The 20,676-nt window shown below is 70.4% G+C and carries 21 protein-coding genes; 16 read left to right on the top strand and 5 right to left on the bottom strand.

What is annotated here, in order from left to right:
- The first annotated feature begins 82 nt into the window (after positions 1–82).
- The 9 genes from pyrB to KIH73_RS04965 all read left to right on the top strand — a co-directional run bounded on the left by pyrB (position 83) and on the right by KIH73_RS04965 (position 7,978).
- On the top strand, positions 83–1,045 hold the full coding sequence (gene pyrB, locus KIH73_RS05005) for an aspartate carbamoyltransferase (RefSeq protein ID WP_219081217.1): 963 nt from the start codon (positions 83–85) through the stop codon (positions 1,043–1,045).
- Positions 1,045–1,464 (top strand): aspartate carbamoyltransferase regulatory subunit, encoded by a 420-nt coding sequence (locus KIH73_RS05000; RefSeq protein ID WP_219081192.1) that lies wholly within the window; start codon positions 1,045–1,047, stop codon positions 1,462–1,464. Before pyrB ends, KIH73_RS05000 begins: the two co-directional genes overlap by 1 nt.
- 44 nt (positions 1,465–1,508) lie before the next feature.
- Complete coding sequence (locus KIH73_RS04995) at positions 1,509–2,927, top strand: dihydroorotase (RefSeq protein WP_219081190.1); 1,419 nt, start codon at positions 1,509–1,511, stop codon at positions 2,925–2,927.
- Between the two features lie 22 nt (positions 2,928–2,949).
- The gene (gene pyrF / locus KIH73_RS04990) at positions 2,950–3,909 is read left to right on the top strand and encodes an orotidine-5'-phosphate decarboxylase (protein ID WP_219081187.1); all 960 of its coding nucleotides are present in this window, start codon (positions 2,950–2,952) and stop codon (positions 3,907–3,909) included.
- Positions 3,910–3,968: 59 nt separating this feature from the next.
- Positions 3,969–4,790, top strand: a complete 822-nt coding sequence (locus tag KIH73_RS04985) for a dihydroorotate dehydrogenase electron transfer subunit (protein WP_219081185.1) — start codon at positions 3,969–3,971, stop codon at positions 4,788–4,790.
- Positions 4,778–5,749 (top strand): dihydroorotate dehydrogenase, encoded by a 972-nt coding sequence (locus KIH73_RS04980; protein WP_219081183.1) that lies wholly within the window; start codon positions 4,778–4,780, stop codon positions 5,747–5,749. The genes KIH73_RS04985 and KIH73_RS04980 overlap by 13 nt, the downstream gene beginning before the upstream one ends.
- A gap of 97 nt (positions 5,750–5,846) precedes the next feature.
- The gene (pyrE, locus tag KIH73_RS04975) at positions 5,847–6,548 is read left to right on the top strand and encodes an orotate phosphoribosyltransferase (RefSeq protein WP_219081181.1); all 702 of its coding nucleotides are present in this window, start codon (positions 5,847–5,849) and stop codon (positions 6,546–6,548) included.
- 330 nt (positions 6,549–6,878) lie between these two features.
- Positions 6,879–7,370: a DUF2087 domain-containing protein gene (locus KIH73_RS04970; protein WP_219081179.1), complete on the top strand. Its 492-nt coding sequence runs from the start codon at positions 6,879–6,881 to the stop codon at positions 7,368–7,370.
- A 143-nt stretch (positions 7,371–7,513) separates the two neighbouring features.
- Positions 7,514–7,978: a hypothetical protein gene (locus tag KIH73_RS04965; protein WP_219081177.1), complete on the top strand. Its 465-nt coding sequence runs from the start codon at positions 7,514–7,516 to the stop codon at positions 7,976–7,978.
- Positions 7,979–8,391: 413 nt separating this feature from the next.
- Here KIH73_RS04965 and KIH73_RS04960 read toward each other — a convergent pair whose 3' ends face one another.
- The 3 genes from KIH73_RS04960 to KIH73_RS04950 all read right to left on the bottom strand — a co-directional run bounded on the left by KIH73_RS04960 (position 8,392) and on the right by KIH73_RS04950 (position 12,065).
- Positions 8,392–9,327, bottom strand: a complete 936-nt coding sequence (locus KIH73_RS04960) for a LysR family transcriptional regulator (RefSeq protein WP_219081174.1) — start codon at positions 9,325–9,327, stop codon at positions 8,392–8,394.
- Between the two features lie 167 nt (positions 9,328–9,494).
- Positions 9,495–10,169, bottom strand: coding sequence for an HAD family hydrolase (locus tag KIH73_RS04955; protein WP_219081172.1), 675 nt, complete (start codon positions 10,167–10,169; stop codon positions 9,495–9,497).
- Positions 10,170–10,286: 117 nt separating this feature from the next.
- Positions 10,287–12,065 carry a bifunctional ADP-dependent NAD(P)H-hydrate dehydratase/NAD(P)H-hydrate epimerase gene (locus tag KIH73_RS04950; RefSeq protein WP_219081170.1) on the bottom strand — a complete coding sequence of 593 codons (1,779 nt, stop codon included), beginning with the start codon at positions 12,063–12,065 and terminating at the stop codon, positions 10,287–10,289.
- A 138-nt stretch (positions 12,066–12,203) separates the two neighbouring features.
- Here KIH73_RS04950 and KIH73_RS04945 point away from each other — a divergent pair, with 138 nt between their 5' ends.
- The 7 genes from KIH73_RS04945 to KIH73_RS04915 all read left to right on the top strand — a co-directional run bounded on the left by KIH73_RS04945 (position 12,204) and on the right by KIH73_RS04915 (position 18,396).
- Positions 12,204–12,668 carry a MerR family transcriptional regulator gene (locus tag KIH73_RS04945; RefSeq protein ID WP_219081168.1) on the top strand — a complete coding sequence of 155 codons (465 nt, stop codon included), beginning with the start codon at positions 12,204–12,206 and terminating at the stop codon, positions 12,666–12,668.
- Between the two features lie 89 nt (positions 12,669–12,757).
- Complete coding sequence (locus KIH73_RS04940; protein ID WP_219081166.1) at positions 12,758–13,810, top strand: zinc-dependent alcohol dehydrogenase family protein; 1,053 nt, start codon at positions 12,758–12,760, stop codon at positions 13,808–13,810.
- 1 nt (position 13,811) lies between these two features.
- Entirely contained in the window at positions 13,812–14,564 is a 753-nt protein-coding gene (locus KIH73_RS04935; RefSeq protein ID WP_219081163.1) for a carboxymuconolactone decarboxylase family protein, read from the top strand.
- Between the two features lie 168 nt (positions 14,565–14,732).
- A complete protein-coding gene (locus KIH73_RS04930; RefSeq protein ID WP_219081161.1) occupies positions 14,733–15,776 on the top strand; it encodes a zinc-dependent alcohol dehydrogenase in 1,044 nt (347 codons plus the stop codon).
- Between the two features lie 290 nt (positions 15,777–16,066).
- Positions 16,067–16,435 (top strand): metallopeptidase family protein, encoded by a 369-nt coding sequence (locus KIH73_RS04925; RefSeq protein ID WP_219081159.1) that lies wholly within the window; start codon positions 16,067–16,069, stop codon positions 16,433–16,435.
- Positions 16,436–16,816: 381 nt separating this feature from the next.
- The gene (locus tag KIH73_RS04920) at positions 16,817–17,629 is read left to right on the top strand and encodes an ABC transporter ATP-binding protein (protein ID WP_219081157.1); all 813 of its coding nucleotides are present in this window, start codon (positions 16,817–16,819) and stop codon (positions 17,627–17,629) included.
- Positions 17,611–18,396 carry an ABC transporter permease gene (locus KIH73_RS04915; RefSeq protein ID WP_219081155.1) on the top strand — a complete coding sequence of 262 codons (786 nt, stop codon included), beginning with the start codon at positions 17,611–17,613 and terminating at the stop codon, positions 18,394–18,396. Before KIH73_RS04920 ends, KIH73_RS04915 begins: the two co-directional genes overlap by 19 nt.
- A 114-nt stretch (positions 18,397–18,510) precedes the next feature.
- Here KIH73_RS04915 and KIH73_RS04910 read toward each other — a convergent pair whose 3' ends face one another.
- Both KIH73_RS04910 and KIH73_RS04905 read right to left on the bottom strand, forming a co-directional pair.
- Positions 18,511–20,181: a protein kinase domain-containing protein gene (locus tag KIH73_RS04910; RefSeq protein WP_219081153.1), complete on the bottom strand. Its 1,671-nt coding sequence runs from the start codon at positions 20,179–20,181 to the stop codon at positions 18,511–18,513.
- Between the two features lie 49 nt (positions 20,182–20,230).
- Positions 20,231–20,671 carry a helix-turn-helix domain-containing protein gene (locus KIH73_RS04905; RefSeq protein WP_219081151.1) on the bottom strand — a complete coding sequence of 147 codons (441 nt, stop codon included), beginning with the start codon at positions 20,669–20,671 and terminating at the stop codon, positions 20,231–20,233.
- Between the last annotated feature and the right edge of the window lie 5 nt (positions 20,672–20,676).

The following is a 20,676-nucleotide window of genomic DNA, read 5'->3' as shown; positions in this document are numbered from 1 at the left end:
CACTGATGTGGCCGCCTTGTCCGATTCACTCACGAAAGGTGTGCCGTTGTCCCGAGCATCCGAACCGGCCGTCGAGACGCCGATGGTCGGCAGAAGCGTGATCACGCTCGACGATCTTTCCATTCCCCAGATCACGGATCTGATCCGCAAAGCGACATATATCGATTCCCATCGCAAGGACGTGGCGCACACCTGTGACGGACGGGTGCTCGCCACGTTGTTTTATGAGCCGAGCACGCGCACTCGCCTGAGCTTCGAGACCGCGATGCTGCGGCTGGGCGGCAAGGTCATCGGCTTCGCCGGCGCCCAGCTCGCCTCGGTGACCAAGGGCGAGTCGATCGCCGACACGCTCAAGACCGTGTCGAACTACGTCGACGTCGTGGCCATCCGCCACCCCAAGGAGGGCGCGGCGCTGGTCGCCTCCCGCGCCGCCTCGGTCCCGGTCGTCAACGCCGGCGACGGCGGCCACATGCACCCCACGCAGACGCTGGCCGACCTGGCCACGCTGCAGTCGCGCTTCGGCCGCGTCACCGACCTGACCATCGGCCTGTGCGGCGACCTGACCTTCGGACGCACCGTGCACTCGCTGATCGAGACGCTGTGCCGGTTCGGCAACGTGCGCTTCGTGCTCATCAGCCCGGATGAGCTGCGCACCCCGCAGTACGTGCTCGACCGCATCGACGCGACGCCGTCGTGCTCGTACGTGGAGGTGCGCGACCTGGTCTCGGTGATCGGCGACCTGGACGCGCTGTACATGACCCGTGTGCAGAAGGAGCGCTTCTTCAACGAGGACGACTACCTGCGCCTGCGCGACACGTACATCCTCGACGAGTCCAAGCTCGCGCTGGCCCGCCCCGAGATGGCCGTGCTGCACCCGCTGCCGCGCGTCAACGAAATCGCCGTCGAGGTCGACGACGACCCGCGCGCCGCCTACTTCGAACAGGTCAAGAACGGCATGCTCATGCGCATGGCGCTGATGAGCTCGGTCATCGGCGACGACCTGCCCGGATACGTCCCGCTCGAACCCAAGGAGGTGCAGGCCTGATGGAGGTCACCAGCATCCAGGACGGCATCATCATCGACCACGTGCCCGCCGGCACGGCGCTCAAGGTGCTGCAGTATCTCAAGATCGACCCGGCCAAGACGCGGCTGGCGCTCATCATGAACACCACCAGCCGGCGCCACGGCTCGAAGGACATCATCAAGATCGAGGACGTGGAGGACATCGACCTCGACGTGCTGGGCCTCGTGGCGCGCGAGGCGACCGTCGACATCGTGCGCGGCGGCGCCATCGTCGACAAGGTGCAGCCGCACCTGCCCGAGCACGTCGTCAACGTCATCACCTGCGCGAACCCGCGCTGCGTGACGACGACCGAGCGCGGCATCGACCAGATGTTCCACCTGGCGCACTCCGGACGCCAGGAGTACCGCTGCGACTACTGCGACGAGGAAGCCAAGCTGTAGGCGCGGCGCCGACCCGACCAGCAACCCACGAAAGCGACACGACCATGATCACACTGCACGACGTCAGGGTGTGGGACACCGGCGAGGTCATCGACCTCGTGCTGCCCGGCACCGTAGACCATCCGCTGACCGACCCCGACACCCCGCTGCCCGCGGCCGGGGCCGACGGCGACGTCCGCATCGACGCGACCGGGCTGACGGTCGCGCCCGGCCTCGCCGACCCGCACGTGCACTTCCGCGACCCGGGCCAGACCGCCAAGGAGACGATGGTCTCCGGCTGCGCGGCCGCGGCCTCCGGCGGGTACACCAACGTGCTCATCATGCCCAACACCGTGCCCGCGATGGACGGCGAGCCGGTGGCCGCCGGCGGGCCCGGCGCCGACGAGGTGCTGGCGATGGGCCGCGGCGACGTCATCGACTTCCTGCGGCACTACGAGCAGGACCACGGCGTCGCGCTGCCGGTGGCGTACGACCTGTGCGTGTGCGCCTCGAAGGGCCGCGCCGGCGGCGAGCCGACCGACCTGGCCGGCGTCGTCGCCCGGCAGCGCGGCCGCGCGGTCGAGCATCCGGTGACCGCGGTGAGCGACGACGGCTCGGCCGTGCCGGACGCGATCCTCGACGAGGTGCTGCGCCGCGTCAAGGACGCCGGGTTGTACCTGATCGAGCACTGCGAGCACCACGACACCGGCTTCATCAACGAGGGCCCGGTCTCGCGCCGGCTCGGCCTGCCGGGCATCCCGGAGGACACCGAGCTGCGCATCGTCGCGCGCGACATCGAGGCGGCCCGCCGCACCGGCACGCACGTGCACTTCCAGCACGTCAGCACCGCCGGCTCGTTCGAGGCGATCCGCCGGGCCAAGGCCGAGGGGCTGCCGATCACCTGCGAGACCGCGCCGCACTACATCGCGCTGAGCGACGAGGCGATCCTCGAATACGGCCCGCTGGCCAAGATGAACCCGCCGCTGCGCTCCGCCGCCGACCGCCAGGCCGTCATCGCCGCCATCGCGGACGGAACGGTCGACCTGATCGCCACCGACCACGCCCCGCACACGATGGACGAGAAGAACGCCGGGCTCGAGGCCGCGCCGAACGGCATCATCGGCCTGGAATGCGCGTACGGCGTGTGCCACAGGGAGCTCGTCGACGGCGGCTACATCTCCGAGCGCCGCCTGATCGAGCTGATGGCCGTCGCGCCGATGCGCCTGATGGGCCATACGCCCACCGACGTCGCCGGACTGCTGAACACCGGCAGCGCCTGCGCGACCAAGCGCACGCTGGACCTGCGCAGGGTCGAGCACCCCGAATCGGTGAACCTGGCGATCCTCGACACCGCGCGCGCCTGGACCGTCGACCCGGAGCGCTTCCATTCCAAGGCGCGCAACACGCCGTTCGGCGGCTGGCGGGTGACCGGCCGGCCGATGGCCACGATCATCGGGTCCCGACTCGTCTTCAGCAGACTGTAGGCACGGCCGGAAAGGAGCAGACATGGACAGACTCATTGACGCGATCGCCGCGACGCAGAACCCCAGCGTCGTCGGCCTCGACCCGACCGAGGCGCTGGTGCCGCCGCAGGTCGTCGCCGAATTCGCCGACGAGATCGAGCAGGAGGTCGACGACCCGCAGGAGCGCCCCGCGGCGCGTCTCGCCGTCGCCTACTTCGAGTTCAACCGCGCGATCATCGACGCGGTCGCCGACGTGGTGCCGGCCGTCAAGCCGCAGATCGCGATGTACGAGGCGCTCGGCCCGGCCGGCGTCGACGCCTACACGATGACCTGCGAGTACGCGGCCTCGCAGGGCCTGTACGTGATCGGCGACATCAAGCGCGGCGACATCGGCTCGACCGCGGCCGCCTACGCGGGCCACCTGTCCGGCGTCGGCGGCGAGCCGCCGTTCGACCCGTGGCACGAGGACGCGGTGACGGTGAACCCGTACCTGGGCACCGACGGCATCACCCCGTTCGTCGAGGCGGCCGAGGCCGCCGACAAGGACATCTTCGCGCTCGTGCGCACCTCGAACCCCTCGAGCAGCGAGATCCAGGAGCTGGAGCTCGCCGACGGCGGGCGCGTCTACGAGCATGTGGCCGACCTGGTCGAGGGCTGGGGCGCCGCGACCGTCGGCGACCGCGGCTACTCGCGCGTCGGCGCCGTGGTCGGCGCCACGCACCCGCAGGAGGGCGCCGCGCTGCGCCGCCGCATGCCGCACACGTTCTTCCTCGTGCCCGGGTACGGCGCGCAGGGCGGCACCGCCCGCGACGTCGCCGGCATGTTCGACGCCGACGGGTCCGGCGCGATCGTCAACTCGTCGCGCGGCATCATCGGCGCCTGGAAGAGGACCGGGCGCTACAGCGAGTCGATGAGCGGCGACGAGGCGCTGGCCCTCGTGGCCGACGCGGCCCGCGACGCGGCCATCGCGATGCGCGACGACCTGCGCGCGGTCATGCCGTAGCCGGCCGCCGCGGCACCACACTTTCACAGCACAGCACCACCAGCCGAACAAGGAGAGCCATGAGCACCGCCACATTCAGCCCGACCGTCGCCCAGGCGACGGCGGCCGGATACTTCCCCGGCCGCCACGCGGTCGAGGTCACCGCAGTCGAGGAACTGGCGCCCGGCATTGTGCGGTTCACGTTCCGTGACCCGTACATCGCCGCCCACGCCAGGCCCGCGCAGTTCGTCAACCTGTTCTCGCACGACCCGATGAGGATGCTGCCGCGCCCCTTCGGCGTCAGCGAGGTCGACGGCGAACTGGTCACGCTGATCTTCGCCGTCGTCGGCGAGGGGACCGCCGAGTTCGCGCGGATGCGCGCCGGCGACGCCATCGACGTGCTCGGGCCGCTCGGCGGCTCGTTTACGACCAAGGAGCCGGCGCACTATGTGCTCGTCGGCGGCGGCCTCGGCGTGCCGCCGCTGATCTACGCGGCGCAGCGCCTGTCCGAGCGCGGCGACTGCGCGGCCACCGCGGTGTTCGGCTACCGCGACGCCCGCTTCGCCGACGGGTTCGTCTCGCGGTACGTGGACACCCGCAGCATCGACGAGTCGGAGGGCAACGTCATCACCCTGCTCGACCGGATGGAGGGCGAGCTGACGGGGGAGCGGGCCGACGGACTGCGCCCGGTGATCCTGTCGTGCGGCCCGACGCCGATGATGAAGGCCGTGGCGCTGTGGGCCACGAAGCGCGGCATCCCCTGCCAGCTGAGCATGGAGCAACGGATGGGATGCGGGTACGGCACCTGCGTCGCCTGCGTCGTCGACACCGTCGACGGCCGCAAGAAGGTGTGTTCGGACGGACCGGTGTTCACCGCGCAGCAGCTGGGATGGGAGGCCTGACGATGGAGACAATGCAGCGGGAGCCGCGCATCAACGTGTACGAGCCGCACGAGTGGCGGCATGGCACCGTCGTGGCGGGCGTGCCGTGGAAGAACCCTGTGGGCACCGCCTCCGGCACGTTCCAGCTGGCCGCGTGCCGCTGGTTCTACGACGTCGCGCAGATGGGCGCGATCTGCACCAAGGGCGTCTCGCCGGTGCCGTGGGAGGGCAACCCCGGCCCGCGCACCGCGGAGTGCCCGGGCGGCATGGTCAACGCCGTCGGCCTGCAGAACCCCGGCGTCGACCACTATCTGGTCGACGAGCTGCCCAAGCTCAAGCAGATGGGCGCCACGGTGATCACCAACGTGGCCGGCCACAGCGACGACGACTACGCCGAGGTCGTCGCCAAGCTCGCCGACTCGGCCGCCGACATGCTGGAGATCAACGTCAGCTGCCCGAACGTGACGCACGGCGGCATGAGCGTGGGCACCGACCCGGTGGCGCTGTCCCGGCTGATCGAGCGGCTGCGCAGGATCACCTCGAAGCCGATGATCGTCAAGCTCACGCCGAACGTGACCGACATCGCCGCCATCGCGCGCGCGGCCGCGGAGTCCGGCGCCGACGCGCTGAGCCTGATCAACACGCTGGTCGGCATGCGCATCGACATCCGCACCGGCGAGCCGATCATCGCCAACCGCACCGGCGGGGTCTCCGGCCCGTGCGTCTTCCCGGTCGCGCTGGCCTGCGTGTGGCGCGTGCGCCAGGCGCTGCCGGACATCCCGATCATCGGCATCGGCGGCATCGACTCGGGGCAGAAGGCGCTGGAGTTCCTGTACGCCGGCGCGAACGCCGTGGAGGTCGGCGCCGCCGCGCTGGTCGACCCGACCGCGCCGATGCGCGTGGCCCGCGAGCTCGACGACCTGCTCGACTCGCGCCCCGAACTGGCCGCCAAGCTCGCCGCCGGCCAAACCTGGCGCTGACGCCGCCGACCCATACATCCACATCACGCATCCCGCGGCCGGCGGGGGCCACGACGGCCCGCCCGGCCGCGGCACGGAACACCGGAAAGGATACGACATGACCGACACCGCCGCGCTCGACCTGCGCTTCACCGAATTCCTGCTGCAGTCGCAGGCCCTGAAATTCGGCGACTTCACGCTGAAGTCGGGCCGCCAGTCGCCGTACTTCATCAACGCCGGCGCGTTCGACGACGGCCGCAAGATCGCGATGCTCGGCGCGTTCTACGCCGAGAAGATCGCCGCCGAGATCGCCGCCGGCACGCTGCCCGCCGACATCGACACGGTGTTCGGCCCCGCGTACAAGGGCATCCCGCTGGCCGTGTCCACCGCGATCGCGCTGACCGCCGGCCACGACATGCAGGTCGGCTACACCTTCGACCGCAAGGAGAAGAAGGACCACGGCGACGGCGGCATGATGGTCGGCACCCAGCTCAGGGACGGCATGAAGGTGCTGCTCGTCGACGACGTGATGACCGCCGGCACCGCCGTGCGCGAGGTCGTGCCCAAGCTCAGGGCCGAGGCCGACGTCGAGATCGTCGGGCTGGTGCTGTCCGTGGACCGCATGGAGCGCACCAAGGACTCGGAGCTGTCCGCGGTCAAGGCCGTCGAGGCCGAATTCGGCTTCCCGGTCGTGGCGATCGCGAACGTGCGCGAGATCTTCGCCGCCGGACGGTCGATCATGACCGCCGACGGCACGCCGTACGTCACCGACGCGATCGCCGCCGCGGCCGACGACTACCTGGCGCGGTACGGCGCCTGAGGCCGCGGGCGCGGGCGGATTGCGTCCGGACGGTTCCGGGGACGTCCGCGCCGCGGCCCGTGCACGGATACGGCATGACTGGGGCGCCGGTGGACCAACGCAGGTCCGCCGGCGCCCTTGCCATGCCCGCGTCATAACGCCTTCGCACCGATGCGACGGACCATCGTATACGCCAACGGACGCCATCGCCAGCCGATGCAGCCGCACGGCGTCCAGGCACGACCGGACGGTCCGAACCTTGACCGTCATATGGTCGAATCGTGCACGACGCATGCGGGACCCCCTACGATGGACACCGTCAAGCGAACGCACCGGGGGAGAAGGCGATTCATGTCCACATCGAACGACATCCAGCGAACGCTACGCGAATGCCGCATGTTGCTCGGCGTGCTGCGCACGCCGAAACTCAGGGAACGGCTCGCCGCGGTCCTGCAGGCGCGATCCGACGAGGAACGGGCCGCGGCGATGCAGGGACCGCTCTCGCGGCTGAGCTGGCTGGACGCCCGCGACGGCTTCTCCGTCGACGGCCTGGGTCAGGCGATGGACAAGCTCGGGGACCTGATGGGGGAGTCCGGGATCCTGGGCATGCGTCGCATCGCGGCCATGCCGCAGAACGAACCGGAACGCATCGCGCTGCTGCGCCGGGTCTATGCCCGGGTCTTCGACAACACCGGACCGCGTCGTTGGCTGACCGAGCCGGAGCTCAACGCCAGGCTCGCGATGCTGGTGGACAACGTCGCCGAAACGCGGCGCTACGGCATCGACTACGGCATCGTCGAGCGCGCCGACGACGGCGCCCGATACTGGCTGGCAACGGCCTGATCCATGTGCCGGGTCGGGCCGCCCGGCGTCCGCGGTCCCTGCGTGCCGCCGACGATACATGTTCGTAATGCAACGGCATCATTCGCGTGCCACAATGCAGCCTGACCGTATCGGACGGATACACGACGACCATGGAGGTGCGTATGAAGCAGCCGCTGTTCGAATGCCACGGAACCGATCGCAGGAAGGTGACGGCCATGACGGTCTTCTCGATCGTGTGCGTCGCGCTGGGCGTCATGGGGGTGGCCATGATGCTGCTCGATACCGGCGGGTTCGGATGGGGCGACGCCCTGATGCTCGCGGTCATGGCCGTGCTCGTCGTGTACGGCGTCTTCGGCTTCTCGATCGTCGCCACGTCGCGCAAGACGTACGCGCGGCTGTACGACGACCACATCGAGGCCAGGAACTACCGGCTGGGCCTGCGCTCCGGCGGCGGCAGCCCCGTGGGCGGCGGCGAGATCAACGTGCCGTACCGCCGCATCCAGAAGGCCGTGGCCGACAGCAGCATGATCACCCTGACCATCGACGGCCGCGTCAGCCGGGTGCCGTGCCCGAGCGAGGCCGCCGCCAGCCAGGCGGCCTCCATCATCGCCAAACGCATCCACTGAGCGCGAAACCGTTGGAAAATCAGGCCTCAGCACACTGTTATATGGCGGTGTACAACAGTATAGCTTACTGTTATATACCGTCATATAACAGCCATGCGTATCGGCGATATTGCGGGCTTTTCAAGTCGGCGCGACGGCGGTGCAATGCGTGTTTCGGCAATGTGTGATTGCATGCTTGTCGACAGCCGATTACACATTGCCGAAACACGCATCATTCTTCCCAAGGCGTATGGCGGCTCAGCGGGCCCAGCGACCCAACGGCGCCGGCGCACGGCTGCACGTTGCCGTTGCCCGAGACGTGCATGGCGGTTGACGGGACTGCCGCACGCCTCGGGGAAGGGCCGGCCAAGCACCTCGGTCGCCCACCGACGACGCCGAAGCATGAGGCCGCCATGCCGCCGCTCAAGAACCGCCTATCGCGCGGCTCCGTCGATGACGTCGTGGCCGTGCCGGCGCACGACGGTGCGCAGCTTGTCGAGATACATCTCGGCGGCGGCCGACAGCCGCGCGCGTTCGTTGGTGATCCACCCCACCAGCATCGTCTCGTCGGAGTCGAGCGGCACGGTGACGATCTTCTCGTTGTTCAGGTCGCCGTTGTCGATGCCGGTGCACACCGTGTAGCCGTTCAGCCCGATGATGAAGTTGAGGATCGTCGCGCGGTCGGTCACGTTGATCTGCTTGGGGGAGCACTCGGGCCAGACCGCCTCCTCGGCGAAGAAGAAGCTGCCCTCGTCGCCCTGCTCGAACTGGATGAACGGGTACGGCTCGAGGTCCTGCATCGTGACGCGCTCGCGCCCGGCCAGCGGGTTGTCGCGCGAGATGAACACCTGCAGCCCGGAGCGGAACAGCGGGTGGAACTCCAGATGCTTCTCGCGCAGCAGCTTGCCGATCACGTGCCGGTTGAAGTCCGACAGGTACAGGATGCCGATCTCGGACTGCAGGTTGGCCACCTGGTTGATGATGTCGCGCGTGCGGGTCTCGCGCAGCGTGAACTCGTACTCGTCGGACTGCGTCGACCCGATCATCTCGACGAACGCCTCGACGGCGAACATGTAGTGCTGCGTGGCCACGCTGCACAGCTGCTTGCGCGGCTTGGCGTTCTTGTAGCGTTCCTCGAGCAGCGACGCCTGGTCGAGCACCTGCCGCGCGTAGGTGAGGAACTCCGCGCCGTCGACGGTCAGCGCGATGCCCTGCGACGAGCGGGTGAAGATCTCGATGCCCAGCTCCTTCTCCAGCTCGCGCACCGAGGCGCTGAGCGCGGGCTGGGAGACGTAGAGCTCGTGCGAGGCCTCGTTCATCGACCCGCACTCCACGATCTTGACGATGTATTTGAGCTGCAGCAGTGTCATACGACCGTTTATAGCAGTTCTTCCGTCCGTTCGCCGGGGGCGCGGGGGGGATCGGACGTCCGCGAGGCATCCGCGCCCCGGGACCCGTCCTCGTCGGGGAGGGAGGGGCAACGGATCCGCCCCGGCCTCCCCGCATGCCGGCGGCCGGCAGACGAACCGTCCGCCGGCTAGTCCAGAACGACGCCCAGCGACGCGAGGTCGGCGCGCGCCCGCTCCGCCGTGACGAACCTGAACGCATGCCAGCCCACGGCCCGCGCGCCCTCGACGTTGCGCGCCGTGTCGTCGAAGAAGACGGTCCGCGCCGGCGTCAGCCCGAATCGCCGTTCCGCCAGCCGGTAGATGGCCGCGTCGGGCTTGTGCAGCTTCTCCACGCCGGAGACGACGGTGCCGCCGAGCAGCCGTTCGATCGACGGGAACCGCTCGAAGGCGATGTGGAAGGTCTCGTGCGACCAGTTCGTCAGCCCCCATACGCCGTACCCGGCCCGCCGCAGGTCGGCGAGCAGCGCCTCCATGCCGGGCAGCATGCGGGGCAGCGCGTCGCCGTAGTGCCCGATGTAGTACCTGAAGATCGCGGCGATCCGCTCGCCCTGCTCGCGCACCACATCGGGCCAGATGGCGTCGAAGTCCTCGCCCGCGTCCATGCGGTCCTCGTACCGGAAGAAGCCGCACGGATCGTCGTCGGCGCAGATCCGGTCGACCGTCTCGTCGGGGAAACGCCCCTGCAGGCAGGCGCGGGTGTTCCAGTCGAGCAGGACCCCGCAGAAATCGAAGACGACGTCGGTGACGGGGGCGCCGTCGGCACGGGCCGCGACGGCATCGGCGATGGTGATGTGTTCGCTCATGCGGCCAGTCTACCGTATCGCGCGCCGCCGGTCCGGGCGTACCGGACGGCGCCCGGACCGTCGCCGGCGAATCGCCGCATGCGGCGTGCCAGGCCCGGGCGCCGCCGGACCGAGCCGCTACTGGACGACGTCCTCGAACGCCTGCGGTATCGCCGCGACCAGGTCGGAGGCGATGATCGGCCGTCCGAGCGAGGGCATCTGCGACGGACGCTGCTGTCCGTACACCGACGGCGCCTGCCAGCCGCGCTGGTCCGATTCGGAGGCGATGGCCGCGGCCATGCCGTGCAGGTACGCGCCGGCCGCGGCGATGTCGACCATGCCCGGGCCGTACCCGGCGACGACGTCCTCGCCGTTCTGCGCGAGCAGCGCGCCGAGCATGCCCGCCAGCACGTCGCCGGCGCCGGCCGTCGACAGCCAGGCGGGCGCCGAGCCGGAGACCACGGTGCGCACCTCGTCGTCCTCGCGCCCGACGACGACGGTCACGGCGCCCTTGAGCAGCACGGTCGCGCCGGTCAGCTCGTGGACGAGGCGGGCGTAGCGCCAGGGCTCGGCCAGCACGTCGTCCGTCTCGGTCCGCTCGCCCAGTCCGGTCAGCAGCCGCGCCAGCTCGGCCGCGTGCGGCGTGACCAGCACCTGCGGGGGCACGCGGTCGGGCAGCAGATCCAGCGCGCCGGCGTCCACGACGATCGGCGGCATGGCGTAGGTCTCGTCGTCGCCGTCCTGCGACTCGCCGAGCGCGTAGTGGTCCAGCAGCCGGCGGATCGTCTCGCGCTGCAGGTCGTCGCCGTCGGGGTCGTCCGCCGCGGCGGGCACGCCGGAGCCGACGACCCACGCCTGCACGTGCCCCTTGCCGATCACGGCCTCCGGCCGCGCGGCGAGCACCATGTCCTGCGCCCGCTGCGGCCCCAGGTAGCGCACCATGCCCGCGTTCGCGCGGGAGGCGCCCTTGACGGTGAGCACCGCGGCGCCGGGGTAGCGCGCGGAGCCGGTCACCAGCCCGACCACGCCGCGCGAGTACTTCGAATCGTTCAGCCGCGGCAGGCGCACCGCGTCGCCGGCCAGGTCGTCGTCGGCGATCTCGATCGCCGGCTCGACGTCGGCGATGTCGAAGCCGAGGTCCACCAGCACCAGCCGCCCGGCCGCGTAGCAGGCGGGAGGCATGGCGGCGCACGGCTTCAGCGCGCCGAAGGTCACCGTCACGTCGGCCGGGATGTACGCGCCGGGCAGCGTGCCGTCGTCCACGCCCACGCCGGACGGCATGTCGACGGCCAGCACCAGCGGAAAGCGCCGCGAGGTCTCGTAATCGGCCAGGGCCGGGCGTTCGGGCAGCACGCCGTCGAGTCCGGCGCTCGACGCGATCGACGCCGGGATGCCCCGCAGCGCGCCGTCCAGCCCGATGCCGATCATCGCGTCGACGACCAGATGCGCGCGGCCAATCAGACGCACCGCGCTTTCGAAGCGCTCCCCGGCCTCGCCGGCCGAGAACCCGGCCGAGCATCCCGGGATCCGCGACTGCGGGTCGAGCACCAGCACCTTGCCGCCGGAGCGCGCCAGCGCGGCGAAGCCGGCCTCGTGCAGCGAACGCCCCACGGCGATGGCGGTGACCTTCGCGCCGCCCTCGGCGAGGCGCGCGGCCGCGAACAGCCCGTCGCCGCCGTTGTCCCCGGCGCCGGCCAGCAGCACCACGCGCGCCCCCTCCAGGCCGATGCCCTCGTCGTCCAGCATGCCGGCGGCCACGTCGGCGACGGCCGCGGCCGCCATGCGCATCAGCGGCACGCCGTCGTCCAGCAGCGGCCGCTCCATCTCGCGCACGCAGGCCGCGTCGTAGGCGCCGTGAGTGAGCATGCGGAGACGCTCGGCGTCCTCGTTGCCTGCCGAAACCGCGAACTGCTGCATGATGACCCCCTTATCGTCGGTTGCATCCACTCTACCCGATGCGTGGTCCGCCGCGCCCCGGACCGCCGCGTTCGCACTCCGCGTAACGGCGGCCCCGCCGATGGACTTGAAGTACTTTAAGTTTCTACTGTTGGTAGCATGACCGAACCCACGACCTGGCACACCATCCGCGAAGCCGCGATGCTGAGCGGCCTGCCGGAAAGCACGCTGCGCTACTACGAGAAGATCGGCATCATCCCTCGCATCGCCCGCGACCCCAGCTCGGGGCACCGCGTGTATTCGGACGACGACATCGAGTCCCTGGTGACGATCTCCTGCCTGTCCGCGACCGGCATGCCGCTGGACGCGATGCGCGAGTACCTGGGCAATCGGATCGAGGGACGGCGGGGCGCCGCGCGGCAGATGGAGCTGCTGCGGGCGCAGGCCGACCGGCTGGCGGAGCGGGCGGCGGGCATCCGCATGCAGCAGGAGTACGTCGCGTTCAAGATCGCCTACTGGCAGGCCAGGGCCGAGGGCCGCGACGCGGATGCCGAACGCATCCTCGAGGAGAACCGCGGCATCGTCGAGGCGGTGAGCCGGCACGGCCGGGACGCCCGTCAGTAGGCCGCGCCGCACCGTGCGGCGCATCACGGATTTGCACGATGCATGCACGACACGATGCATGCACAACCACGAACCAAGAAAGGAACACCATGAAGGCAGCTATCTTCAAGGGTGCGGGAGCGATGGCCTGCGAGGAGCGGCCGACCCCGACGATCCAGGACCCCGGCGACGCCGTCATCCGCGTCGTGCGCGCATGCGTGTGCGGATCCGACCTGTGGTGGTACCGGGACGGCGGCAAGCCGGCCGGCACCCAGGCCGGCCACGAGGCGATCGGCGTCGTCGAGCGGGTCGGCGGCGACGTGACGGTCGCGAAGGAGGGCGACTTCGTCATCGTGCCGTTCCCGTTCAGCTGCGGCGAGTGCCCGGTGTGCAGGGCCGGGTTCGAATCCAGCTGCCCGCGTGGCGGGTACTTCGGCGACGACGACGGCATGGGCTGCCAGGCCGAGTACCTGCGCGTCCCGCACGCCAACGGCACGCTGGTGGTCGTGCCCGGCGACGCCTCCACGTTCTCCGACGAACTGCTCGCCTCGCTGCTGACGCTGTCCGACGTGATGAGCACCGGCTACCACGCCGCCGCCTCGGCCGAGGTCAAGCCCGGCGACACGGCCGTGGTCTTCGGCGACGGCGCGGTCGGGCTGTGCGGCGTGCTGTCGGCCAGACTGCGCGGCGCCGAGCGCATCATCGCGATGAGCCGCCACGCCGACCGCCAGGCGATCGCCCGCGAGTTCGGCGCCACCGACATCGTGGCCGAGCGCGGCGACGAGGCCGTGGCCCGCGTGATGGAGATGACCGGCGGCTACGGCGCCGACGCCGTGCTCGAATGCGTCGGGTCCGCCCAGTCCAACGACACGGCGATGAAGGTCGCCCGCGCCGGCGCGATCGTCGGCCGCGTCGGCCTGCCGCACGGCGTCGAGGTGGACGTGCCCGGGCTGTTCTACCGCAACGTCGGCCTGCGCGGCGGCCCGGCGCCGGTGCGCACCTATGACCTGGAGCGTCTGGTCGGCGAGGTGCTGGACGGGACGATCGACCCCGGCCGCGTGTTCACGTCCGAGTACACGCTTGATGATATCCAGGAGGCGTACGCCGCCATGGACGAGCGGCGCACGGTCAAGTCGCTGCTGCGGGTGAGCGAGGTGCGTTGATATGTTCGAGGAGCTGCACGACAAGCTGGACAGGTTCTGGCACGACGAGAAGACCCTGGCCGAGACCGACCCGGAGTTCATCGAGTTCTTCACGCGGTTCGCGTACGACGAGGTCGTCAACGAGCCGGGCGCCAACCATCCCGACCTCGACGACGCCACCCGCTCGATGGCGATCCTCGCCACGTTGCTGGGCTGCCAGGGCCTCGACGAGTACGAGGTCATGCTGCCGGTCGCGCTGGAATCGGGCGTGACCCCGGTGCAGGCCAAGGAGATCGTCTACCAGGCGACGGCGTACCTGGGCATCGGCCGCACGCTGCCGTTCCTGAAGAAGACGAACGAGATCCTCGACGCGCGCGGCGTCAAGCTGCCGCTGGAGCCGCAGGGCACTACCACGCCGGAGGACCGCGTCGAGAAGGGCGAGCAGGCGCAGGTCGACATCTTCGGCGATTCGATGCGCGGGTTCGCGACCTCCGGCAACCACGTCAACAAGTGGCTGTCCGGCAACTGCTTCGGCGACTACTACACGCGCGGCGGGCTCGACTACCGCCAGCGCGAGATGATTACGCTGTGCTTCCTCGCCGCCCAGGGCGGCTGCGAGCCGCAGCTGACCAGCCATGCGGCCGGCAACATGAAGGTCGGCAACTCGTACGAGTTCCTGATCGCCGTGATCTCGCAGTGCATGCCGTACATCGGCTACCCGCGCACGCTGAACGCGGTCGCGTGCATCAACAAGGCCGCCGAGCAGTTCAAGTAGGGCGCGTCCCGATGGCGTCGGGGACGCCGTCCGCAGATTCGCGCCGCGGCATGCGCCGCGGTCGCGCGAATCGCCGGGCGGTCTCCCCGACGCCATCGTTGTCTACAGTGGTAGCGGGAGGGCGCCCGCGTCCGCCCGCATCCGCAATCGCACGGCGAAGGAGCTGCAATGAGCGCGAAGATCCCCGAGACCATGACGGCGGTCGTGTTCGAGAGCGTCGGCCGGTGGGCCGTCAGGCAGGTGCCGACCCCGCGGATCGCCGGGCCGGGCGACCTGCTGGTCAAGGTGCTGGCCTGCGGCATCTGCGGCACCGACAACCAGATCCTGCTCGACCCGCCCGGCGCGCACGCCACGCCCGGCGTCGTCATCGGGCACGAGATGGTCGCCGAGGTCGTCGCCGTGGGGGAGGGCGTCGAGGGCTTCGCGCCCGGCGACATGGTCGTCGGCGACAACAACCTGCCGTGCGGCCACTGCGCCATGTGCCACGGCGGGCAGTACAACGAATGCGCGTCGATGCGCTCGATGGGCGAGGACGTCGACGGGTTCATGTGCCAGTACCAGGTCATGCCGCAGTCCCAGGCGATCCGGCTGCCCGCGGGCACGCCGGTGGACACGGCGGTGCTCACCGAGCCGGTGAACTGCGCGATGGGCGCGCTGCAGAAGCTCGACCTGCGGCCCGGCAAGACGTACGCGGTGCTGGGATGCGGCCCGATCGGGCTGATGTTCGTCGCGCTGCTCAAGGCCTCGGGCGCCGGGCACATCGTGGCCAGCGACCTGTCGCCGGAACGGCTGGCGATGGCCGGCGGGCTGGGCGCCGACGTGCTGTGCGGCCGGGGCGACGATCCGGTCGAGGCGTGCCGGGACGTCACCGACGGGCTCGGCGTGGACGCGGCCATCGACGTGGTCGGGTGCCTGCTGCCGCAGGCGCTGGACTGCGTGCGCAAGGGCGGCGACGTCGTCGCGTTCGGCCTGAACGCGCACAGCCGGCAGACCATCGACCAGGCGGATCTGGCGATGCGCGGGGTGACGATCCATGGCACGTTCGTCGGGCACTTCACATTCGAGCTCACGGCGCGCATGCTGGCGGCCGGCGTCGTCAACCTGCACGAGCTGATCACCGACCGCTTCGACATCGACGACTTCGGCGAGGCGCTGGACGCGCTGCGTTCGGGCCGCAGCTGCAAGGTCGTCGTCTATCCCAACGGCCGATAGCCGCGCCGGGCTCCACGCGTGCGCGGCCGGCCGATTGCCGTCGTACGCCGCACACGCCCGTAATCGGCCGATGCCGCTGTCCGCGCACGCCCAAGGCCGGCCCGTGCCGCCGCGCACGCATCCGGGGGCATCCTCCGCGATCCGTGCGCGTCCGGGCCGCCCGGTCCGACCGGGCCCAACACATACAGCGGGCGGGCGCAATCCGCGGTTCAAGCGCGCCCGGGCCACCCGGGCCCGGCGCGTCGGGCATAATGGGAACGACGCGACACGACGGCGAAGCGGGGTGCATCATGCGGATCAGCGACGAGGAGTTCGACGCGGCGGTGGCCGAGGCGCTCGACGGCGTGCCGGAACGGTTCAAGGCGGTGCTCGACAACATCGCCATCACGGTGGCCGACGAGCCGACGCCGCGCGAGCGCGCCACGATGGACGATCCGCACGGCGAGCTGCTGGGACTGTACCAGGGCGTGCCGCTGACGCGCCGCACCACCGGCTACAGCGGCGTCATGCCCGACATCATCACGATCTTCAAAGGTCCGCACGAGCGCGTCTGCGGGTCGCGCGTCCGGCTCGTCGAGCAGATCCGCAGGACCGTGCTGCATGAGATCGGCCATTATTTCGGGTTCGACGACGAATATCTGCACGCCCACGGATACTGACGCCGTCCCCGGCGGTTCCGTAGGCACTTCGGCGCTTCGGTAGGCACCCCGCCGGCGGAGTCCGAGACGTGCCCCTGGCCGGAAACCCGGCGTTTCCGCCCCTGCGATGCACCGGGGCATCGCGGACGGGTGCCTACCGAAGCGCCGAAGTGCCTACTCAAATGCGCCGCGCCTCCTCGGAGGTCGGCGGAGCCGATTCTCGCCGTCGCCGGCATGCCGGAGGCGCCCCGCCTTCCGCGGGGCCGGACCGGCAAACGTTTCGACGCGGTAACGTCGCCGCGGCATATCATGGACGGCGGACGGACGGCGTGGCGGAGACGGACGACCAGGAACGGACGCATCGCCGCACACAGGTCCGTCACCGCATGGAAGGGGGGTCGGATGCTCAGGCTCGAACACGTCACCAAATCATTCGCCGGGACCCGGGCCGTCTCGGACGTGAGCCTGGAGCTGACGCCCGGGCGCGTGCTCGCCCTCGTGGGGCCGAACGGCGCCGGCAAGTCCACGACGCTGCGCATGGCCTGCGGGCTCGTGACCCCGGATCGCGGATCGGTGAGCTTCGACGGGGTGCCGATCGGGTCAATGGGCGGCCGGCTGTACCGGCATCTGTCGGCCGTGCTGGAGGACAGCTCCCTGGCGTACATGAGCCTGCGGGGCTGGGCGAACCTGGAGTATCAGGGCGCCCTGTACGGTCTGACCCGCCGCCGGACGCGCGAGCGGTCGGCCGCGATGCTCGACCGGCTGGACCTGCGGCGGCATATGGACAAACGCGTGGGCGACTGGTCGCGCGGCACGCAGCAGAAGCTGGCGCTGGTCACGGCCCTGCTGCCGGGGCCGCAGGTGTTGCTGCTCGACGAGTCGACGCTCGGGCTCGACGTGGTCGCCAAGCGCGACTTCCTCGCCGAGGTCCGCCGACTTGCGGACCGGGGCATGGCCGTGCTGATGACCTCGCACCAGTCGGAGGTCATCGAGGGGTTCGCGGACGACATCGCGCTGCTCGAGCATGGCACGGTGCGGTGGGCCGGCGACTATGCGACGTTCATGGACCGGTTCGCCGGCGGCGACGCCACGCCGGGCGCGCTCGAGCGGGCGCTGCTGCGCCTGTTCGACGACGGGGCGGACAAGGAAGAGCGCCGGGAGCGCGGCGAGTCACCGGAACGGGAGGAGGCGACGACATGGAACCGAGGGGACTGATGCGTGCGATCCGCGGCTTCGCGATCCTGTACGCCGCGGAGGTGCGCCGGTATCTGGCCGAGACGCGCGTGTACCTCAGCGGCTACGTGTCCTCGATGCTGGTCACGGCGATCGTGGTGGCGCTGTTCGTCATGCAGGCCGGGGACGCGCACGACCCGTCGGCATGGGTCGGGTTCCTGTACTGGAACGCCGCGAGCACGATGATCGGCGAGGCCAGCGTCTCGATCTCCGCGGACAAGCAGAACGGCACGTTCACCCAGCTCATGCTGCGCCCCGCGGGCATGCTGGAGCAGATCACCGCCAAGACGCTGAGCTGGGCGCTGGTCAACATCGTCGTCGACGTGGTGTTCATCGTCGCGCTGTTCGCGCTGATCGGCGCCCCGATCGGGTTCGCGTGGCCGGTGCCGCCGATCGCGCTGCTGGTCGCCGTGGGCGTCTACGGGCTGACGATGGCGATGGCGGCGCTGACCGTGCTGTACACGAAGACGGCCTCGTTCGGCGACGTCATCGGCTATGCGATGATGTTCCTCGGCGGCGTGATCGTGCCGGTGGGCCAGCTGCCCGCGCCGCTCGCCGCGCTCGGACGGCTGCTGCCGATCACCCGGGGCATCGAGATGTCGCGGCGCGCGATCCTCGGGCAGACGGTCGCGCCGGCCGACTGGGCGTGGCTGGCCGGGCAGAGCCTGGCGTTCCTGGCGCTGGGGTATCTGGCGTTCGCTCTGATCATGCGGCATGGACGGCGGCGCGGCATCAGCATGCGGTATTGACCCGGGCGGCGTCCGCGGCGGCGCGGGACGTTTCCGCGGCGGCGGCGGACGCCGGCGAACCCGGATCGTGTCGGCTTCCTCCCGAGGCGGCGTCCGCGGATGCGCGGGGCGGCGTCACCAGATTTGTCCGTAGATCTCGTACGAGGCGTAGTCCGGGATGCCGTACGGGTCGATAGAGAACGGGCGCGGCCGGTCAGCCGACGGCCAGTCCACGAACGTTATGCCGCCGTAGACGATCCGGCCCTGCTCGTCGCGCAGGATGAGGGAGAGTCGTATCTGCTGGCCGTCGCGGACCTCGTAGCCGTCCGTGGCCGCCTCGATCTCGCCGGTGAACGACGTGACGCCGTATTGCTCCGGCAGCGCGGAGGTGTTGGAGACGGTGAACGACACGGACTCCCGGGAGGCGTACACGTTGTACCGGTCGGGCGCGATCACGGAGAAGTCGACGGTCGCGGGCGCGGTGCCGTTGCCGGTCTGCCCGGCGCAGTACGTCGTCTCTCCGGCGAACAGGGTATTGAACACCTGGGCGTCGGAGAAGACCACCGAGCCGTCGTCTGCGCGGCCGGTGATCTCGATCGTCGGGAAATCGACGCGCAGATCGTCGCTGGTGTTGCGCAACCCCACGCCGTAGTGCACGTATCCGGAATCGTCGACCGACCAGCCGGTTTCGGTCAGTTCGATCAGCGCGGCCGTATCGACGTCGCCGCCGACCGGACTCGTCCCGCCGCCGCTGCCGTCGGTCTCGCCGGTGCCGCCGGTGCCGTCCGCGGGGTCACCGGCCGTGCCTCCGGACGTGTCGGGAGCCGGTTCCCCGCCGGATTGGACCGTCGCGTCGCCGGAAGGCGACCCGGCGTCCAGCGGCAGCACGCCGGAGACCGTCAGCGCCGCCAATGCCACGGCGACGGCGACGATCACGGACACGACGGCGATGGCGGCGACGACCACCGGCCGGCGCGCCGACGATGACGCCGTCGGAAGACGGTCGCGGAGCGTGCCGCGCCGGCCGTTCGCCGCGGGCACGGGCCGACGGCCGCCCAGCTCGTCGCGCAGCTGCTCGATGCTCTGCGGGCGTGTGCTGGGTTCGAAGGCGGACGCATGGTTGACGATGTCGCGCAGCTGCGGCGGCACGACCATGTCGTCGTCGAGCAGCTGCTCGTAGGCCCGTTCGGTGGGGTAGACGCCGGTGAGCATGTAGCCCAGCAGCCGGCCGACGGCGTATATGTCGGAGCGTGCGTCGGTCCGGGCGAACCCGTACTGTTCGGGCGCGGCGAATCCGTAGGTCCCCAGCGTCGTCGTGTCGTGCCGGCGTCCCGATCGGCCCGTCAGAATCCGGGCGATGCCCAGGTCGATCAGGTGGGCGCCGTCCGCCGCGACGATGGTGTTCTCCGGCGTGATGTCCCGGTCCACGATGCCCAGCCGGTGCAGCTCCTGCACGGCCTCGCACACCTGGTCGGCGAGTCGCACGGCCTCGTCCGCGGACAGCCTGCCGCGGCCGCCGACGTATTGCGACAGCGTGGGCCCCGGCACGTAGTCGGCGACCACGACGAAGCAGTCCGGCAGCTCGTAGGTGGCCACCACATGCGGCAGCCGGGCGCAACGGCTGGATCCGAGCGCCGCCCATACGCCGCGTTGGGCCAGGGGCGAGGGGATCTTCTTGCGGATGAACGGCCCCGCGCCCTCGATGCTGACCAGTTCGGTCACGCCGTTCGCGCCGCGGGCGAGCGTGCGCTCGACGTGATAGGCGTCATCGATGCTCATCGCGTGCATGACATCGGCGTCGTTCATGGCGTTCCTTCTGCGTCATGGCGTCGCGTCGGCGCACCGCCCGTCACGGTCAGTCCGCGCGCAGCAGCGTCGGCTCGTCCAGGCGGTACAGTTCGTCGTCCGTCGCGGCGCGGTCGAACCCATTCCTTATACACCAGATGATAATCGCGTCGCGGCGCTGGCGGCACCACAGTTCGCTGACCCCGGCGAGGCGGAGCAGCCGCTGCGTCTCTCGCACATCGCAATCGAGCCCGAACGCCAGCATGATGGCGTGGTCGCGTCCGGGGCGGCTCTTGCCGGCGAAGATGTCGTAGACGACGGTGGGGTTCAGCCCGGATTCGCGGGCGACGGCGGCCCGTTTCAGACCGTGCGCGTCGAGCAGGGCGCGCAGGTAGTCGGTGAGGTCGTGGTCGACGATGCGCTCCTCGCTGAGGTAGGCGTCGATGTCGTCGGCGGCCAGCAGCCGGTCGAGCAGCTCCTCGGTCAGACGCGGTTCATGTGCGACGGTCATGGCCC

This window comes from Bifidobacterium phasiani (assembly GCF_019331775.1).
In the GTDB taxonomy this organism is placed as follows: Bacteria; Actinomycetota; Actinomycetes; order Actinomycetales; family Bifidobacteriaceae; genus Bifidobacterium; species Bifidobacterium phasiani.
The sequence above is the reverse complement of the archived record's forward strand: the minus strand, read 5'-3'. Positions and strand labels throughout refer to the sequence as shown.

Bases quoted from the DNA above. Each gene is read 5' to 3' on its own strand.
- pyrE (WP_219081181.1), top strand. From the start codon at position 5,847: ATGACCGACACCGCCGCGCTCGACCTGCGCTTCACCGAATTCCTGCTG.
- KIH73_RS04905 (WP_219081151.1), bottom strand. From the start codon at position 20,671: ATGACCGTCGCACATGAACCGCGTCTGACCGAGGAGCTGCTCGACCGG.
- pyrF (WP_219081187.1), top strand. From the start codon at position 2,950: ATGGACAGACTCATTGACGCGATCGCCGCGACGCAGAACCCCAGCGTC.
- KIH73_RS04920 (WP_219081157.1), top strand. From the start codon at position 16,817: ATGCTCAGGCTCGAACACGTCACCAAATCATTCGCCGGGACCCGGGCC.
- KIH73_RS04910 (WP_219081153.1), bottom strand. From the start codon at position 20,181: ATGAACGACGCCGATGTCATGCACGCGATGAGCATCGATGACGCCTAT.
- KIH73_RS04995 (WP_219081190.1), top strand. From the start codon at position 1,509: ATGATCACACTGCACGACGTCAGGGTGTGGGACACCGGCGAGGTCATC.
- KIH73_RS04960 (WP_219081174.1), bottom strand. From the start codon at position 9,327: ATGACACTGCTGCAGCTCAAATACATCGTCAAGATCGTGGAGTGCGGG.
- KIH73_RS04915 (WP_219081155.1), top strand. From the start codon at position 17,611: ATGGAACCGAGGGGACTGATGCGTGCGATCCGCGGCTTCGCGATCCTG.
- KIH73_RS04940 (WP_219081166.1), top strand. From the start codon at position 12,758: ATGAAGGCAGCTATCTTCAAGGGTGCGGGAGCGATGGCCTGCGAGGAG.
- KIH73_RS04955 (WP_219081172.1), bottom strand. From the start codon at position 10,169: ATGAGCGAACACATCACCATCGCCGATGCCGTCGCGGCCCGTGCCGAC.
- KIH73_RS04985 (WP_219081185.1), top strand. From the start codon at position 3,969: ATGAGCACCGCCACATTCAGCCCGACCGTCGCCCAGGCGACGGCGGCC.
- KIH73_RS04925 (WP_219081159.1), top strand. From the start codon at position 16,067: ATGCGGATCAGCGACGAGGAGTTCGACGCGGCGGTGGCCGAGGCGCTC.
- KIH73_RS04950 (WP_219081170.1), bottom strand. From the start codon at position 12,065: ATGCAGCAGTTCGCGGTTTCGGCAGGCAACGAGGACGCCGAGCGTCTC.
- KIH73_RS04930 (WP_219081161.1), top strand. From the start codon at position 14,733: ATGAGCGCGAAGATCCCCGAGACCATGACGGCGGTCGTGTTCGAGAGC.
- KIH73_RS05000 (WP_219081192.1), top strand. From the start codon at position 1,045: ATGGAGGTCACCAGCATCCAGGACGGCATCATCATCGACCACGTGCCC.
- KIH73_RS04970 (WP_219081179.1), top strand. From the start codon at position 6,879: ATGTCCACATCGAACGACATCCAGCGAACGCTACGCGAATGCCGCATG.
- KIH73_RS04945 (WP_219081168.1), top strand. From the start codon at position 12,204: ATGACCGAACCCACGACCTGGCACACCATCCGCGAAGCCGCGATGCTG.
- KIH73_RS04980 (WP_219081183.1), top strand. From the start codon at position 4,778: ATGGGAGGCCTGACGATGGAGACAATGCAGCGGGAGCCGCGCATCAAC.
- pyrB (WP_219081217.1), top strand. From the start codon at position 83: ATGGTCGGCAGAAGCGTGATCACGCTCGACGATCTTTCCATTCCCCAG.
- KIH73_RS04965 (WP_219081177.1), top strand. From the start codon at position 7,514: ATGAAGCAGCCGCTGTTCGAATGCCACGGAACCGATCGCAGGAAGGTG.
- KIH73_RS04935 (WP_219081163.1), top strand. From the start codon at position 13,812: ATGTTCGAGGAGCTGCACGACAAGCTGGACAGGTTCTGGCACGACGAG.